Source organism: Bacterioplanoides pacificum (assembly GCF_042648445.1).
Classification (GTDB): Bacteria; Pseudomonadota; Gammaproteobacteria; order Pseudomonadales; family Oceanobacteraceae; genus Bacterioplanoides; species Bacterioplanoides pacificum.
Genome location: NZ_JBHRYB010000013.1, coordinates 275,148 through 291,329, shown reverse-complemented (window position 1 = coordinate 291,329; position 16,182 = coordinate 275,148). Strand labels below are relative to the sequence as shown.

General features: G+C 52.0%; 15 protein-coding genes and 3 tRNA genes. 10 read left to right on the top strand and 8 right to left on the bottom strand.

Features of this window, described 5'->3' with window-relative positions; translation table 11 throughout:
* Positions 1-74 precede the first annotated feature (74 nt).
* Positions 75-773: an FKBP-type peptidyl-prolyl cis-trans isomerase gene (locus ACFOMG_RS12575; protein WP_376867034.1), complete on the top strand. Its 699-nt coding sequence runs from the start codon at positions 75-77 to the stop codon at positions 771-773.
* Positions 774-1,214: 441 nt separating this feature from the next.
* Here the strand turns inward: ACFOMG_RS12575 and ACFOMG_RS12570 are convergent.
* From ACFOMG_RS12570 to galU, 4 genes are all read right to left on the bottom strand, one after another.
* Positions 1,215-1,290 (bottom strand) — tRNA-Asn (locus ACFOMG_RS12570).
* 36 nt (positions 1,291-1,326) lie between these two features.
* Positions 1,327-1,403 (bottom strand) — tRNA-Pro (locus tag ACFOMG_RS12565).
* A 17-nt stretch (positions 1,404-1,420) separates the two neighbouring features.
* Positions 1,421-1,496, bottom strand: a tRNA-Asn gene (locus tag ACFOMG_RS12560).
* Between the two features lie 179 nt (positions 1,497-1,675).
* Positions 1,676-2,515 carry a UTP--glucose-1-phosphate uridylyltransferase GalU gene (galU, locus tag ACFOMG_RS12555; protein ID WP_376867033.1) on the bottom strand — a complete coding sequence of 280 codons (840 nt, stop codon included), beginning with the start codon at positions 2,513-2,515 and terminating at the stop codon, positions 1,676-1,678.
* A 297-nt stretch (positions 2,516-2,812) separates the two neighbouring features.
* On the opposite strand from galU, the gene zwf reads away from it, so the two are divergent.
* The 5 genes from zwf to ACFOMG_RS12530 are packed head-to-tail and all read left to right on the top strand — an operon-like array spanning position 2,813 to position 9,208.
* The gene (gene zwf, locus ACFOMG_RS12550; RefSeq protein WP_376867032.1) at positions 2,813-4,270 is read left to right on the top strand and encodes a glucose-6-phosphate dehydrogenase; all 1,458 of its coding nucleotides are present in this window, start codon (positions 2,813-2,815) and stop codon (positions 4,268-4,270) included.
* Positions 4,267-4,971: a 6-phosphogluconolactonase gene (gene pgl, locus ACFOMG_RS12545; RefSeq protein WP_376867031.1), complete on the top strand. Its 705-nt coding sequence runs from the start codon at positions 4,267-4,269 to the stop codon at positions 4,969-4,971. Before zwf ends, pgl begins: the two co-directional genes overlap by 4 nt.
* Positions 4,971-6,803: a phosphogluconate dehydratase gene (edd, locus tag ACFOMG_RS12540; protein WP_376867030.1), complete on the top strand. Its 1,833-nt coding sequence runs from the start codon at positions 4,971-4,973 to the stop codon at positions 6,801-6,803. The genes pgl and edd overlap by 1 nt, the downstream gene beginning before the upstream one ends.
* Before the next feature lie 29 nt (positions 6,804-6,832).
* The gene (gene eda, locus ACFOMG_RS12535) at positions 6,833-7,444 is read left to right on the top strand and encodes a bifunctional 4-hydroxy-2-oxoglutarate aldolase/2-dehydro-3-deoxy-phosphogluconate aldolase (RefSeq protein WP_376867029.1); all 612 of its coding nucleotides are present in this window, start codon (positions 6,833-6,835) and stop codon (positions 7,442-7,444) included.
* Positions 7,445-7,474: 30 nt separating this feature from the next.
* Entirely contained in the window at positions 7,475-9,208 is a 1,734-nt protein-coding gene (locus ACFOMG_RS12530) for a sugar phosphorylase (RefSeq protein WP_376867028.1), read from the top strand.
* Here ACFOMG_RS12530 and ACFOMG_RS12525 read toward each other — a convergent pair.
* On the bottom strand, positions 9,199-9,780 hold the full coding sequence (locus ACFOMG_RS12525; protein ID WP_376867027.1) for a hypothetical protein: 582 nt from the start codon (positions 9,778-9,780) through the stop codon (positions 9,199-9,201). The genes ACFOMG_RS12530 and ACFOMG_RS12525 overlap by 10 nt on opposite strands.
* Before the next feature lie 258 nt (positions 9,781-10,038).
* On the opposite strand from ACFOMG_RS12525, the gene ACFOMG_RS12520 reads away from it, so the two are divergent.
* Positions 10,039-10,920 carry a DMT family transporter gene (locus tag ACFOMG_RS12520; protein WP_376867026.1) on the top strand — a complete coding sequence of 294 codons (882 nt, stop codon included), beginning with the start codon at positions 10,039-10,041 and terminating at the stop codon, positions 10,918-10,920.
* A gap of 61 nt (positions 10,921-10,981) precedes the next feature.
* Here the strand turns inward: ACFOMG_RS12520 and ACFOMG_RS12515 are convergent, their stop codons facing one another.
* Both ACFOMG_RS12515 and ACFOMG_RS12510 read right to left on the bottom strand, forming a co-directional pair.
* On the bottom strand, positions 10,982-11,548 hold the full coding sequence (locus tag ACFOMG_RS12515) for a hypothetical protein (RefSeq protein WP_376867025.1): 567 nt from the start codon (positions 11,546-11,548) through the stop codon (positions 10,982-10,984).
* An 84-nt stretch (positions 11,549-11,632) separates the two neighbouring features.
* Positions 11,633-12,454: a hypothetical protein gene (locus ACFOMG_RS12510; RefSeq protein ID WP_376867024.1), complete on the bottom strand. Its 822-nt coding sequence runs from the start codon at positions 12,452-12,454 to the stop codon at positions 11,633-11,635.
* A gap of 236 nt (positions 12,455-12,690) precedes the next feature.
* Between ACFOMG_RS12510 and ACFOMG_RS12505 the strand changes: the two genes are divergently transcribed.
* The 3 genes from ACFOMG_RS12505 to ACFOMG_RS12495 are packed head-to-tail and all read left to right on the top strand — an operon-like array spanning position 12,691 to position 15,720.
* Complete coding sequence (locus ACFOMG_RS12505) at positions 12,691-13,926, top strand: glycosyltransferase (protein ID WP_376867023.1); 1,236 nt, start codon at positions 12,691-12,693, stop codon at positions 13,924-13,926.
* 39 nt (positions 13,927-13,965) lie between these two features.
* Complete coding sequence (locus ACFOMG_RS12500) at positions 13,966-15,093, top strand: putative solute-binding protein (protein ID WP_376867022.1); 1,128 nt, start codon at positions 13,966-13,968, stop codon at positions 15,091-15,093.
* Between the two features lie 15 nt (positions 15,094-15,108).
* Positions 15,109-15,720, top strand: a complete 612-nt coding sequence (locus tag ACFOMG_RS12495; protein ID WP_376867021.1) for a glutathione S-transferase family protein — start codon at positions 15,109-15,111, stop codon at positions 15,718-15,720.
* A 61-nt stretch (positions 15,721-15,781) separates the two neighbouring features.
* Here the strand turns inward: ACFOMG_RS12495 and ACFOMG_RS12490 are convergent, their stop codons facing one another.
* Positions 15,782-16,120 carry a glutaredoxin domain-containing protein gene (locus ACFOMG_RS12490; RefSeq protein ID WP_376867020.1) on the bottom strand — a complete coding sequence of 113 codons (339 nt, stop codon included), beginning with the start codon at positions 16,118-16,120 and terminating at the stop codon, positions 15,782-15,784.
* Positions 16,121-16,182 lie beyond the last annotated feature (62 nt).

The following is a 16,182-nucleotide window of genomic DNA, read 5'->3' as shown; positions in this document are numbered from 1 at the left end:
CTTCTTTCATAGGAATTCCACAGTGCTTGTAGTAGGGTACAAAATCTGTAGAAATATCATGTGAAGGAAACCCCATGAAACTGAATAAATTTGCACCAGTGATTCTGGCAGGTGCAGTGTTATTGGCCGGTTGTGGTCAGGAGGAAAAAGTGAAGTTAGAGAACCATATTGATCAGGCTAGTTATGGTGTTGGCCTGAACATTGGTCGTCAGCTGTCTCGTGAAGAAGTTGAAATGAACGCCGACGCTATTGCAGCGGGTATCAAGGATGTATTGTCCGGTGCCGAGCAGCGTGTTGATGATGAAGCGATCGAAGCGGCATTCGCAAAAGTGCGTGAAGAACAGCAACGCAAACAGGAAGCTCTGAATGATGCAGCGGCCAAAGAAAGCGAAGAATTTCTGACTAAAAATGCTGAGCGCGAAGAAGTCACTGTTACTGAATCCGGTCTGCAGTATGAAGTGCTGGTTGCCGGTAAAGATGGCCTGGAAAAACCAGCCGCAACCGATACCGTTCGTGTTCATTACCACGGTACTCTGACCGACGGTACTGTATTCGACAGCTCTGTAGAGCGTGGTGAACCGGCTCAGTTCCCGGTGAATGGCGTGATCAAAGGCTGGATTGAAGCGTTACAGATGATGCAGCCTGGCGACAAGTGGAAGCTGTACGTTCCGGCTGAGCTGGCTTACGGTGCACGCAGCCCGAGCCCGAAAATCCCGGCTAACTCTGCTCTGATTTTTGAAGTGGAATTACTGGAAGTGGTTAAGCAGGGTTAATTCCTGCCGGACACACAAAAAAACCTGCCTCCGAAGGATGCAGGTTTTTTTGTGGCTGTTATTAGGTGTGGGCTCAGTCCGGGCTGTCTGTTTCTGTTTCCTGGTGCTGATATTTTTTGCCGGCGTGACTGCCCAAGTCGGCCAGAGTGCGTTTCAGGCTTTGCTGCTGGTTGTGACTCATAACAATGGTTTCACCGCAGTGGCGGCAGATTAGTTTGGCTTGTGCTAATAACTGGGAAGCGGAGCAGGCAGTGTTGCGTTGACAGGCGGGGCAGACCAGCGGGTACTGCATGGTATCGGCGAGCGAATTCACGATGAAGAATCTCAGGGTGCAAGTTTCCCCATTTTTAAGCGAAAAGTATGAAAATTGAAAGACAGGAAGTGTAAATCACCGGATTTAACGATCCAGATCAATTTATAACAAAAAGGTAAAAGAAGAAGTGGCTCCCCGAGCTGGACTTGAACCAGCGACCAATAGATTAACAGTCTACTGCTCTACCGACTGAGCTATCGGGGAACAAAGGCGAACGTGATTACGTTCAAAACAAATTGTTGGTCGGGGTAGAGAGATTCGAACTCCCGACATCCTGGTCCCAAACCAGGCGCGCTACCAGACTGCGCTATACCCCGATGTTGTTAAAGAAAGTTGGCTCCCCGAGCTGGACTTGAACCAGCGACCAATAGATTAACAGTCTACTGCTCTACCGACTGAGCTATCGGGGAACATCTCTCAACAACGGGGCGCATTCTAGGGATTAGATTCTTAGCCGTCAATACTTTTTTTTAAGTTTTTTTGAAAAAAGCTAACAAAAACAAAAAACTAGCGAAATTGTACGCACTTTAAACGATTCCCCCACCGGGCAACCCGATCCGCTGTCCCGCTGGAGGTATCGGTCGGCCAATCAACCGTTGTCTTTCTGGTAGATATTCTCAAATACGTAATTGGTGGCTTCAACAAAACCTTCGATGGAGCCGCAGTCAAACCGCCGGCCACGGAATTTATAGGCCATTACGCAGCCTTCCTGAGCTTGCTTCAGCAGGGCGTCGGTAATCTGAACTTCGCCATTTTTACCGGGTTCGGTATTTTCAATTTTGTCGAAAATATCCGGTGTCAGGATATAACGGCCAATAATAGCCAGGTTCGACGGGGCATCTTCCCGGGCGGGCTTTTCGACCATATCGGTTACCCGATACAGGCCATTGCCCATGTCTTCACCGGCAATCACGCCGTATTTATGCACCTGGTCGTCCGGTACTTCCTGAATCGCAACGACGGAGCAGCGGAATTGTTCATAGATCTTTACCATTTGCGCCAGTACGCCTTCGCCATCGTCGGCCGGCACACATAAGTCATCGGCCAGCACTACGCCAAACGGTTCGTCACCCATCAGGTTGCGGCCGGATAATATCGCATGGCCCAGACCCATCATGTGATTCTGGCGGGTAAACGCAAAATCGTTGTTATCGATCAGCTCGCGAATGGAAGTCAGCAGCGATTCTTTACCACTGCCCTGAATCTGGTGTTCCAGCTCGTAGCTGATGTCAAAGTGGTCCGCGATGGCGCGTTTGCCACGTCCGGTTACAAAACCGACGGTATTTAAACCAGCCTGGTCAGCTTCTTCCACACCGTATTGCACCAGCGGTTTGTTGACCACAGGTAACATCTCTTTCGGCATGGATTTTGTGGCTGGTAAAAAGCGGGTGCCGTAACCGGCAACCGGGAATAAACACTTGCGAATCATTGGATTCCGCCTTCTGTTTGATGAATATAGTTGACCACGCGACTCCGCTGCGCCGGGATCGAAAAACCACAGATTATGTCAGATTTGTTGCAGTTATGCGTCACTACCGCGGGTTCGTGACATGAGTACATTTGCAACATTGGTGCCTGACTCCTGGCATAACCACGGGTTGTGGCTTAAATGGCCGTCTTTGTAATTTTTTACCGGCCACAGGGATGCTTAACCCGGGATTTAGGCATACAGTAAATGCATAACCAGTGTGTTGTGCACGGAAGTTGGGCGGTAAAGGAGGAGAGGATGCACATTGATGCACCATTCGAATTAGTCTTGTTTGGTGGCCTGGGGGATCTGTCGCAGCGCAAGTTATTGCCCGCCATGTATATGTTACATAGCGATGGACGTTTGCCTGACACTGGCAAAATTGTGGTGATTACCCGCCGTTCGTTAGCACGGCCGGATTTTCTCGATACGGTTTATGAGGCACTGCAACAGCATGTGTCCGGCGATTATCTGAGCGATGAAAACTGGCAGTCCTTTCAGCGTTACCTGCTGTGTCACACCATCGATTTACAGGATGAAGCCAGCTTTAAAGCACTGGCTGATGAATTACAGCCAGAGTGTGGTAACCGGGTGTTTTATCTGGCGACCGGGTCGGATCTGTATGTCGATATCTGCCAGGGCTTGCATCGCCAGCAGCTCACCGACACCAGTAAAGTGGTGCTGGAAAAACCGATTGGTCATGATTACCCATCGGCTACCGCGATCAATCAGGCGGTGGCAGAATATTTTGATGAATCCCGCATTTACCGCATTGATCATTATCTGGGTAAAGAAACGGTACAAAACCTGATGGTGTTGCGGTTTGCCAATTCGTTATTTGAGCACCAGTGGAATCACAAATATATTGATCACATTCAGATCACTATTTCGGAATCTCTGGGGGTCGAGCAACGCGCCGGGTTTTACGATCATGTTGGCGCCATGCGTGATATGTTCCAGAACCACTTGTTGCAGCTGCTGTGTATTACCGCCATGGAACCACCGGCACGGCTGGAGCCGGATGCCATTCGTGATGAAAAAGTAAAAGTGTTACGGGCGTTAAAGGCTATTACCGGTGACAGCATCGGCCAGAAAGTGGTTCGCGGCCAATACGATGCCGGCGTATCAGAAGGTCAGCCGGTGGCCCGCTACCGCCATGAACCCGGGGTGGCGGCTAACAGTAATACGGAAACCTTTGTTGCGGTGAAGGTCGAAATTGAAAACTGGCGCTGGGCCGGGGTGCCGTTTTATTTGAGAACCGGCAAGCGCCTGGCAGAGCGGGCCTGTGAAATTGTCGTGCATTTTAAAGAAATCCCCCATTCCATATTTCCGCTGCAACACAAAAACACCATGGCCAATAAACTGGTGTTTCGTCTGCAGCCGGATGAGGGCATCCGTCTGATGTTGTGTGAGAAGCGGGTTGGCCCGGGGATGAATGTCAGGCCGATGAATTTAAGCCTGAACCCGTCGGATCATAAAAAAACCCGTGTACCTGAAGCTTATGAAAGGTTATTGTTCGACGTTTTGGTCAGCAATGCCACGCTGTTCTTACGTGATGATGAACTGATGGAAGCCTGGCGTTGGGTAGACCCGATTTTAACTTTCTGGAATGACCTGGAACAACGACCTGAACCTTACACCTCGGGAAGTTGGGGGCCAGCGGCAGCGACCCTGCTACTGGCCAAAGACGGGCGTTTATGGGATGAGGCTGAATGATTAACGATAACCGTTTCTCCGATACACACACTCTGGCGCAGCAACTGGCGGATTCCGTTGCCAGTAAAATGCGCTCCATTATTGACAGCCGCGGCCGGGTATCCCTGGCGGTGAGTGGCGGAACAACTCCAAAAGAGTTCTTCCTTAAGCTGTCTGAAAAAGAGCTGGACTGGTCCAAGGTGCTGGTCACCCTGGTGGATGACCGCTGGGTAGATGACAGCGATGAGGCCAGCAACGCCCGTCTGGTGAAAGAAAATCTGCTGATTAATAAGGCCGCACTGGCGTATTTTGTACCGCTTAAGAATGCTGAGGCGACGCCGAAAGAAGGCCTGATGATCAGCGAAAACCGGTTGCACGAACAAATTGATGAGCTGGATATCGTGGTACTGGGAATGGGAATGGATGGTCATACTGCATCCTGGTTCCCGCAATCGGAGGCGTTAACCAGCTGTCTGGATGAGCAGGCTGCTGCCTGTTGTTTTGCGGTGATGGATGCACCGGAATTTGCTCAACGTATGACCATGTCTTTATCGCTGGTGTTACGCGCCAAACATATTTATCTGCACTTTGAAGGGGCGGATAAAAACAAGGTGTTCGAACAAGTGTGTGATGAACACGAAAAGCATAATTTTGAACCTATGCCGGTTCGTTCGGTTCTGTTCCAGAATCAGGTACCGGTGAATATCTATCGGAGTGCTTAATGTCTGACAGCCGCATTGCTGAATGTCATCCTGTTGTTCGTCAGGTTACTGAACGGCTGACAGAGCGCAGCCGGGAGAGCCGGCAGGCGTATCTCGACATGATTCAGCAGGCGGTCAGCCGCGGGCCGGTGCGTAGCGGGTTAAGCTGTACCAATCTGGCCCACGATTATGCGGCAGCCCCCGATCACGACAAGCTGATCCTGCGCTCCAGTGAACGGGGCGCCAATATTGCCATTGTTTCGGCCTATAACGACGTACTGTCGGCTCATGCGCCGTATCAGCATTACCCTGATATCATCAAAACCACGCTGGCGCAGCAGGGTCATGTGGCTCAGCTGGCGGCTGGGGTGCCGGCCATGTGTGATGGCGTGACCCAGGGCCAGGACGGTATGGAACTGTCGTTATTCAGCCGTGATGTTATTGCCATGAGCACTGCCATTGGTTTATCTCATCAGGTGTTCGACGGCATGCTGATGTTAGGCATCTGCGATAAAATTGTGCCCGGACTATTAATGGCGGCACTGAGGTTTGGCCATTTACCCGCGGTGTTTGTTCCTGCCGGACCGATGCCTTCCGGCATCAGCAACGCTGAAAAAGCCAAAACCCGTCAGGCTCATGCCGCCGGTGAGCTGGACGACGATGCCTTGTTGGCCAGTGAAATGGCTTCTTACCATTCCCCCGGCACCTGTACCTTTTATGGGACCGCAAACTCCAATCAGATGCTGGTTGAAATGTTGGGCCTGCAGCTGCCGGGTTCCTCATTTGTTAACCCGAATGATCCGTTACGCCTGCCGTTAACCCGTTATGCCGCGCAACAGGTTGCTGCCATTACGGCATTGCAGCCCGGGTTTATGCCGGTGGGACAGATGATTGATGAACGCAGTATCGTTAACGCCGTGGTGGGGTTATTAGCTACCGGTGGCTCGACGAATCACAGTATTCACCTGATCGCCATCGCCCGCATGGCGGGTATCCGGCTGAACTGGCAGGATATGGCCGATTTATCCAATGTGGTACCGCTGCTGGCGCGGGTCTACCCCAATGGCAGTGCCGATATTAATGCGTTTCAGCGCAGTGGCGGGATGCCGCTGCTGATGCGTGAACTGGCCGGCGCCGGGTTATTACACCAGAACGTCAACACCATTCTGGGAGCCGGGCTTGAACACTATTTTAATGAACCCTATTTGGATGCTGAGCAACGCTTACAATGGCGTCCGGCAGCGGCTGAAAGCAGCGATTTAACGGTGTTGGCTGCGGCCCATGCCCCTTTTATGCGTGAGGGGGGAATGAAGCTGGTCAGTGGTAACCTGGGGCGCGCGATTATGAAAGTGTCAGCGGTTCCCGATGATCGCTGGCTGGTGGAAGCTCCGGCACGGGTATTCACTGACCAGCACCAGGTGCTGGCGGCGTATAAAGCCGGTGAGTTACACCGGGATGTAGTGGTGGTGGTAAAACAACAAGGGCCAAAAGCCAATGGTATGCCGGAGCTGCACAAGCTGACTCCGGCATTAACCAATCTGCAGGATGCCGGTTTCCGGGTGGCACTGGTGACCGATGGCCGTTTGTCCGGGGCTTCCGGTAAAGTGCCGGCAGCGATTCATGTGTCACCGGAGGCTTGTGCCGGCGGTCTGATCGGCGTGATTAACGATGGCGATATTCTGCGCCTCGACGGTCATAGCGGTGAGTTAACGGTGTTGACGCCCGGTTTCAGTGAGCGGGAGTTTCAGGTGCCGCAGCCCGGTCCGTCGCTTGGTCTGGGTCGTGAGTTGTTTCAGGTGTTCCGCAATAATGTGAGCTCTGCTGAGCAGGGTGCCATCAGTATTGATTTTTAGGCTCGACGGCGGATCAGGAGGTCTGTGAGATGAAATGGGATTTATGGCTTGAGCGCGCCAAACCGCTGGTGCCTGTGATTGTGATTGATGACCTGGAGCAGGCCGTGCCGATGGCGCAGGCGCTGGTCGATGGTGGTGTGCGTTTACTGGAAGTGACATTACGGACGGAGCTGGGGCTGGATGCCATTCGTCTGATCAAACGCGATGTGCCGGATGCCATTGTTGGCGTTGGTACCGTCACTTCCGCCCGGCAGCTGGAAGATGCACTGAATATGGGCGCTGAATTTGCCGTCAGCCCCGGAATATCGCAGGAATTACTCGATTGCGCACGTAACTGGGGGGGGCCTTATCTGCCCGGCGTGGCGACCCCGAGTGAGGTGATGCAGGCGCGCCAGGCGGGTTTTCGTTATCAGAAGTTTTTCCCCGCCGCAGCGGCCGGTGGTCTGGATATGCTGAATGCGTTTGCCGGGCCGTTCCATGATGTGATGTTTTGCCCCACAGGCGGTATTGGCGGGGAAAACTATCAGCAGTACCTGCAGGCGGACAATGTGTTTGCCGTGGGTGGCAGCTGGTTAACCCCGAAAGAAGCGTTATCGGCACAAAACTGGCAAGCAATAACGGCATTAGCCATAGCCAGTTAGTCATCGCTGCGGCGGTGATAAGGGGAAAACATGTCAGACACTGCCCGGCAAACCTTCAGATCGCGGCTGCAGCAGATTTATCTGGGTGCCGGTTTTGATGAACAGCAGATCGACCAGCTGAGCGACTCAATATGGCACTGTTGCCAACAATTCTCTGAACAGACAGCTCCCCGGCAGCCAGTGCAACAACGCTGGTCAGAAAACGACGTTATTCTGATTACTTACGCCAACAGTATTCAGAATGGGGACGAGCTGCCACTGCATACGTTAAAACGCTTTCTGAGCCGTTATCTGGCCGACGCTATTAACAGCGTTCATATATTGCCGTTTTTCCCTTATAGCTCCGACGACGGTTTTGCGGTGATTGATTATTATCAGGTGAATCCGGAGTGGGGCAGCTGGCAGGATATCGAGGCCATCGCCGGGCAGTTTGATTTAATGGCTGATTTGGTGATCAATCATTGTTCGCGGGAAAACCTCTGGTTTATCGACTTTATTGGCGATCGTGCGCCTTATAACGGCTATTTTATCGAAGCTGATCCAGGCAGTGATGTGTCCCGGGTAATACGGCCGCGTAATACGCCGCTGCTGACGCCGGTGCATACGCATCAGGGTATCAGGCATGTGTGGGCGACATTCAGTGAAGATCAGGTCGATCTGAATTTTGCCAATCCGGCGGTGTTGCTTGAATTTATCACCATCTTTCTCAGTTATATCCGTCACGGAGCGCGTTTTATCCGCCTGGATGCGATTGCATTTTTATGGAAAGAGATCGGCACAGACTGCCTGCATCGGCCTCAGACTCACCAGGTGGTCAAGCTGTTACGCGATATTGTTGATCTGGTAGCCCCTCAGGTGGTGCTGATCACGGAAACCAATGTGCCGGTGGCGGAAAATCTCAGTTATTTTGGACATTCTGATGAAGCGCATCTGGTGTATCAGTTTGGTTTGCCGCCATTGGTATTACACGCGCTGAATCGTGGTAATGCCGACTTCCTCAGTGACTGGGCGCTTAATATTCCGCAATTACCGGATAACTGCAGTTATCTCAATTTTACCGCCTCTCATGATGGCATTGGTGTTCGTCCGGTAGAGGGCATATTGCCGGAGCGCGAAGTGCAGGATTTGATTGATTGTATGCACCGCTTTGGTGGTTTTGTCAGTATGAAAGCTAACGCTGATGGCAGCGAAAGCCCTTATGAAATCAATATCACCCTGTTTGATGCCTGCATGGGAACACGCCGGGGGGTGGATCATTTTCAGGTGCCCCGGTTTATCTGCTCGCAGGCGATTATGCTGGCGATGCAGGGGATTCCGGCGGTGTATATTCATAGTCTGACGGCGACGCCGAATGATCTGACACACGTTGAACAAACCGGCCGCACCCGGTCGATTAACCGGCGAATCTGGGACGAAGATGAATTAATGTGTCTGCTGAATAACCCGGTGACACCCCAGGCGGAAGTGTTTGCCGAGGTGCGGCGCCTGATTGCTATTCGTCGGCAGCAGCCGGCTTTTCATCCCCAGGCCAGGCAACAGGTCATTAAAATTAATTCCGATTTGTTTATTATCAAACGCAGTACCGCCGATAAATCGCAGGTAATTTTTGCTATTGCCAATGTCACTGAGCGGATATTGCGTTTGCCGCTGGCCAGTCTCGGATTTTTGCCGCATGGGTTATCGGATTTATTAACGCAACAAGCGGTTTGTGATGAGCTGGTGTTGTCGCCGTATCAGAATCGCTGGCTGACGCTTCAGTCGTGAGCGACCTGATTACGCCCCTGGCTTTTCGCCTGGTATAAGCGCTGAAAACGTACCGCTTCTTTCAGCGCCTGATTGCCCAGCCGGAAAAATGCGCGGCGGTTGTTCAGGCCGGTTAGGGCATCGGTGTCTGCCAGGCTTTCGGCTTTATGGCGCGCTTGTTGGAACTGTTCTTCTATGTGTTTGCGGTCGGTAATATCGGTGGCGACTTCAATACGTACCAGGCGACCATCAGTCCAGCGTACAGCCTGATCGCGGCACTGAAACCAGCGGCCGGTTTTGGTATTGCGGAACTCCCAGACATAGGGTTCGGCGGCGTCGCCTGTGGTCGTGATCAGCTGGTCGTTGGTACAGAACTGACAGGGCCCGTCCTGATTGCTCTGTAAATATTGCCAGCATTTACGCTCACCGGGGTCGCCCCATTTTTTCAACGCATAATCATTAACGAAAATCAGCTCATGAGTGTCCATGTCGGCCACGTATACCAGTGCATCCAGGCTGTTCAGTACCGTTAATAAGGCATTGGCGTCCGGGATGGCGTGGCTACTGGCGATCAGATCGGGAGACTTTTTCATAACAAGGATTGTATACGACTGTGCTGTAAGCCTAGACGGGTTGTTGCTGTCTGGCTATTAATTCTGTTGTGCCGGGATCATAGTCTTAAATCAACTGACAATGATACAAAACACAAAATAATAAACAGAGTTTTACAATCAAAGGTCGGCTGTTGGCCGCTAACAATTATTGATAGCATGGCCAACTTTCATCTCAGGCAGTTAATAGTGAAGGTAGTTAATAGTTGAGGTGGTTAATAGTTAAGGTGGTTAAGAGCTATGGCAAATAACAATAAAGCAGTCACTCTGGCATTAATGGCCGTGTTGTTGTGGTCAACGGTGGCGACGGCTTTTAAACTGGCACTGGCTGATCTGACCCCGTTATGGCTGCTGGCTATTGCCAGTCTGACATCGTTGCTCTTTTTAACCGGCCACTTGTTGTGGCAGCAGCGGTTAACCCAGGCCTGGCAGGCGTTGCAGCGGCAGCGGTTTTTCTACCTGAGGCAGGGGCTGATTAACCCGTTATTTTATTATCTGGTGTTGTTTCAGGCGTACGATTTATTACCGGCGCAACAGGCGCAATCGATCAATTATACCTGGGCGCTGACCATGAGTTTGCTGGCTGTCCCTATGCTGGGACAACGCTTGTTTGGTCGCGATATTTTGGCGCTGTTCATGGCCTATATTGGCGTGGTTGTTATTGCCACGCAGGGACGCTTGCTGGCGCTGGAATTTGCCAGTATCAGTGGAGTGTTGCTGGCGTTATTCAGCACCTTATTGTGGTCGTTGTACTGGATCTGGAATACCGCGGCTAAAGATGAACCTGAGATCAGTTTATGGAGTGGCTTCCTGATTGCCACGCCGGTTATCTGGCTGTTAGCAGGATGGCAGGGAGTTCCATCGTCGCTGGCGGTCAGTGCCGGACTAGCTGCAGTTTATGTGGGTTTATTTGAAATGGGCGTGACCTTTTTATTATGGCAAAAAGCCATGCAGGCCACCGACCGTGCGGCCAGTATTGGATCACTGATTTTTCTGTCGCCGTTTTTATCGCTGATTTTTATCAGTCAGATTCTGGGGGAAGATATTCATCCGGCGACGTTTGTCGGATTGGTATTGATTATTGCCGGGCTGGCAGTGCAAAAGCTGAAAAAACCGGCCTGATCGGCCGCTATAAAAAAGCCCGGCTTGCTGTGGCAGCAACACCGGGCTGGTGGCAGGAGCATCAGTCCTGCAGCAGTTTAACCGCTTTTTTGGAAATCGGTTCGGCACAGTAGGCCAGGCCCAGTTTATTCAGATAGTCCATACGGTCGGCTTTTAACGGATTAATTTCTTCCAGTTCTTTGCCGCAGGCTTTGTAGACTTCTTTCAGGTGGGTCAGGTAGGCATTACCCGGCTCCATCAACAGCGCCGCACCACCCGCATCGGTTTTCACCCTGGCATTTTCTTCATCACTCAGGGTGACTTCAAAGACAACCGGTGTTTCGTCGTTGTTAAAATACAGGTTACGGCTTTTGCTTTTTTGTTCGGCCCAATAATACGCCAGCTCTTTACTCTGCGTCAGAAAGACCGGGTCTTCGGCGGTAAATGCCGGTGCTTGAATAGTTTTCAGCGTGCTTTGCATACGTTTCATCAGCGCTGCATCACCACCACCAACCAGCCCCTGGTTGGTAACAGACGGTATCAGGCCTGAGGATGTACCGTGATACCACACATTGCTGGTGGCAAAACCGTCATCCGATAACAGTTGTTTGGCATCCTGGAGAAAATCAGGGGTGTTCAGTTCAGTCATAACGATCCGGCGCAGTAACGATTTAACGGGGGCGAATCATAACAAGGAAAGCCCCGGTCGTCATAAGCCGGGGTTAAATGTTCGTCATAATTGCTGCTTATAGCTATCCCGGCGGCGTTGCCAGTGTGCCCGCAACCGGCCATACAGCAGCAGGTAGGCAACGGAACACAGCAGGCTGGCGAGGGTTCCCCAGTGCAGCCCCAGTAGCGGGTAAAGACTGCTGACCGCCAGGCAATAGACCACCAGGGCACCGATGCCATCGGGGTAATGTTTGATGCTGGCAGATAATACCGGGGCACCATAACTGATATGCAGAATCAGCATCAGCGGGAAAAACGACACCGGAAACGCTGCTAATAAGCCCGCGCGTTGCGGGCCCAGCAGTTCGGCCAGGCCGGTAATCAGCAAAATCGAGAGGGTGGCGATGCTGGCGCGGAGTAATAACGTCAGCCATTTGTTGGCCCAGATGCCTTGAGCTGCCTGCTGAATCTGAGTATCCGCCAGTGAGCGGAACAGGGTGCGGAATATCAGTATAGCGGCCATCACAACCAGCAAATTCAGGCCACGGTGTTGGGGTAACAGCTGCAGTATGCTGGCTGCCAATAAAAAGCAGCCCAGCGCCACCAGTATGGCCAGTGGCAGCCAGTTCAGACCGGCGCGACGCTGAATGACCTGCTGGTATCCCCAGGCCAGGCAAATCGCTGCACTCAGCCCGGGCAGGGTAAATACCGCACTGTCGGCAGCGAACGCAGCCCCTTGTTGCCAGCCAAAAAAGTACAGTGCAATGGCGGTGCCCAGTGGAAAGCCCGCCAGCAGGCCTGCGTGTCGCGGACTCAGACGTTCGGCCACTTTTGCGAGTAAAATAACGGTTAAAAAGGTGACCAGGATTTTAGCAACAATCAGCACGGGCTTATCTCGGTGGTTAGCTCAGTTCGGCATGGCGGATTATTGTGTCACAGATTCCTGTTATCACGCAGTTGGATTAAAGCAGCAGCCGGATACAGAAAGCGGTAATATCCGTCCCTCAAACATCAGGCTCTGAGCCGACCTTTAACCGCACCGACGTTATTACCGCTATGAAAACACTCCTTGTTATTGGCTATGTCTGGCCCGAGCCAAAATCCTCCGCGGCTGGCAGCCGTATGTTACAACTGCTTAAGGCTTTTCAGCAGCAGGGCTATGCCGTTGTGTATGCATCACCGGCGGAGGAAAGTGATCATGCGGTTGATTTGTCGCAGCTGAACATTCGGGCCGAGCGGATAGAGCTGAATAACGCCAGCTTTGATACGTTTATTGCGCAACTGAATCCCCAGGTGGTGATGTTTGACCGTTTTATGATGGAAGAGCAGTTTAGCTGGCGGGTCGAGCAACACTGTCCACAAGCGGTGCGAGTGCTTGATAGTGAAGACTTACATTTTTTACGTCACGCGCGTCACGCGGCGTTAAAAGCCGGGATCACCGCCAATCAGATGCCGGCCGACGAGTATCTGTATTCCGAGCTGGCCAAACGCGAAATTGCGGCTATTTTGCGCTGTGATATTACTCTGACCATCTCTGAGTTTGAGATGACGTTATTGCAGCGCCGTTTTCAGATACCCGCAGACATTCTGCATTATTGCCCCTTTATGCTGGAGCGGGGGCAGGCGGATTTTGAGTTGCCGGAATTTTCACAACGTCAGCATTTTGTATCCATTGGAAATTTTCGTCATGAGCCTAACTGGGATGCGGTGCGTTATCTGAAAGAAACACTCTGGCCGCTGATCCGCCGGCAGCTACCAGCCGCACAATTACATGTTTATGGCGCATATCCGCCGAAAAAAGCCACCCAGCTGCATAACGACAAGCAGGGGTTTCTGCTGAAGGGCTGGGCCGATGATGCCTTACGCGTGGTCGCTGATGCCCGGGTGTTACTGGCGCCGCTACGGTTTGGTGCCGGCTTAAAAGGCAAGCTGATTGATGCCGCGTTGTGTCATACCCCGGCGCTGACCACCACGATTGGCGCCGAAGGGTTATACCGGGATAGTGATGATGCTCGTCAGCGGGCGGGTTACGCCGCAGCAGGGGTAAATCTGGCTGATGCGGCACTGGTCGCTGATGATCCGGCTGAGTACGCTCGTCTGGCAGTGGAGCTCTACCAGCAGCAGCCACAGTGGCAGCGGGCATCACAGGCCGCTGCCCAGGTTATTGATTGTCGTTTCAGTTATGCCAGGCATCAGGCGAGGCTGAGCGATAAACTGGCACAGGTCAGCGCGCAGTTGCAGCAACACCGGCTACAGAATTTTTACGGCAGCATGTTGCGTCATCATAGCCTGAAAAGCAGCCAGTATATGTCGCAGTGGATTGAGGCAAAAAATCGTCTGAAAGATATCGGCGGCTGACATAGGCCGTTCAACCTAACCGAAGATAATAACAATAATATGAAAACCAAACTGATGAATATCTGGCGCTGTTGCGTCGTACTGTTATGTTCCGGCCAGCTGCTGGCGGCGCCGTCGCAGGATGTGGCGCGCGAACAGCTGCGCCAGCAGGCGATGAATCCGAAACTGAGCCAGCAGCAACGAATTACCGCGATTAAACAACTGCATACCGATATGTTGGTGGATGGTCAGATTCCCCGGCGTAAAATCTGTGTCTGGGATATTCTTGGCCGTAATGGTCCGATTTACAGCGCCGCTAAAGACCAGCAGGCACGTTTGCTGGAGCTCGGGGTAATGCTGGATATTGATGCTTACGCCAGTGAAAGTGTACTGGCCGAAGACCTGAAAGCCGGGCAGTGTGATGCCGCTTTATTTACCGGCATTCGTGCCCGTACCTTTAACAAATTTACCGGCACGATTGACGCCATTGGCGCTATCCCCTCAAGCCAGCATATGAATCTGCTGATGAAGGTGCTGGTGAACGCTAAAAATGCAGCGCGGATGGAAGAAGGGCAATACGTGGTGATGGGGTTTGCGCCAATGGGGGCGGCCTACATCTTTGTTAATGACAAATCAATTTCCAGCTTACCCAAAGCTGCCGGTAAAAAAGTGGCGGTTATGGATTATGAACCGATTCAGGCGGAGATGATTCTGCAGCTCGGAGCCAACCCGGTGCCAACCAGCATGGTCAGTGCCGGCAGCAAGTTTAATAACGGAGCGGTGGATGTACTACCGGCGCCGCTGGTGGCCTATCGGGTGATGGAGTTGTACCGTGGTATGGGCGAAAGCGGCGGCATTGTCGATTATCCGTTTTCACAGCTGACGCTGCAGCTGATTGGCCGGCGTGACAAGTTTCCGACCGAAATTGCTCAGCTGGTGCGTGAGGATTTTTATAAACGATTTGCTGAAATTGAAGCGCTGGTGGAAAAACAAACCGGTGATATTAATGATCGTTGGTGGATACCGATCTCTGATCAGGAAAAGTCGGAATACGAGCTGATGATGATGGAGGCGCGCGTTGAATTGCGTGAGCGCGGTTATTACGACGCTGATATGTTACGGTTGCAACGCAAAGTTCGCTGTAAATTTAACCCTGCCCACCCGGAATGTGCGCAGTCGAAGGAATAGATAACGGGAATCCATATGAAACTGTATGACGCTGATTACGCCCCAAGCCCACGTCGGGTTCGTATGTTTATGGCCGAGAAGGGTCTCAGCGGAGTCGAGACCGTTAAGTTTGATTTGCCCAAAGGTGAGAACCTGAGCGCCGAGTTTGCACGTAAGAATCCGTTGCAGAAAGTGCCGGTGCTGGAACTGGATAACGGAATCTGTATCAGCGAGGCGGCGGCGATTTATCGTTATCTGGAAGAAACTCATCCTGATAAACCGCTGTTAGGCACCAGCGCTGAAGAAAAAGCGCTGATTGAAATGTGGGACCGCCGGTTGGAGTTTGCCTTTCTCTATCCAGTGTTCCAGAGCTTTCAGCATGGCTCCGGTATCTTTAAAGACCGCATGACACCGGTGGCGGAATGGGCCGTTGAGGCGCGCAATATAGCGGCATCCTTTTACCCGCTGCTGGAGGAGCAGCTTAGCCATCATACCTACGTGGTGGGTGATAACGTTACCGCCGCCGATATTACTGCGCTGGTGACTCTGGAATTCGCTAAGGTGATTAAGCTGCGTGCAGGTGAGGAACACCCTAATATTCTGCGCTGGCATGAACTGATGAAACAGCGTCCGTCGTACAGAGCCTGATGCTATTTTAAAGGACCCGATGTTATGCCAGTCATAATCACACAATCTGGTTGCAGACTATTCAGCCCCGGCCTGCATACTCCAGGATTTTACCGGCGTTATACCCTTTAATGACTTTTCCATTAATCAGCAATAACGGTACGGGTCCACGGCCTCCTAATGCTTTATACTGGCGAACGCCTTCGTCAGACTTTTCCAGATCGTATTCGTAGTAGGTAATGCCGTTCTGGCGCATTAATTCGCGTGCTTTTTTGCAATAGCCACACCAGCTGGTGGCATATAAAATCGCCTTACCATTGTGAGCGCTGGCAAAATCGGGGGGCGGATTCAGATAAGTATCAATACGGCCCCATTGCTGGTAAACCGCCAGAACAATAAATATCAGGATTAGTTTTTTCATCGTCATTCCCTTGCGTGATCAGTGCTAACAGTAACAAAAACGGCGTGTTGTGAATATCACAA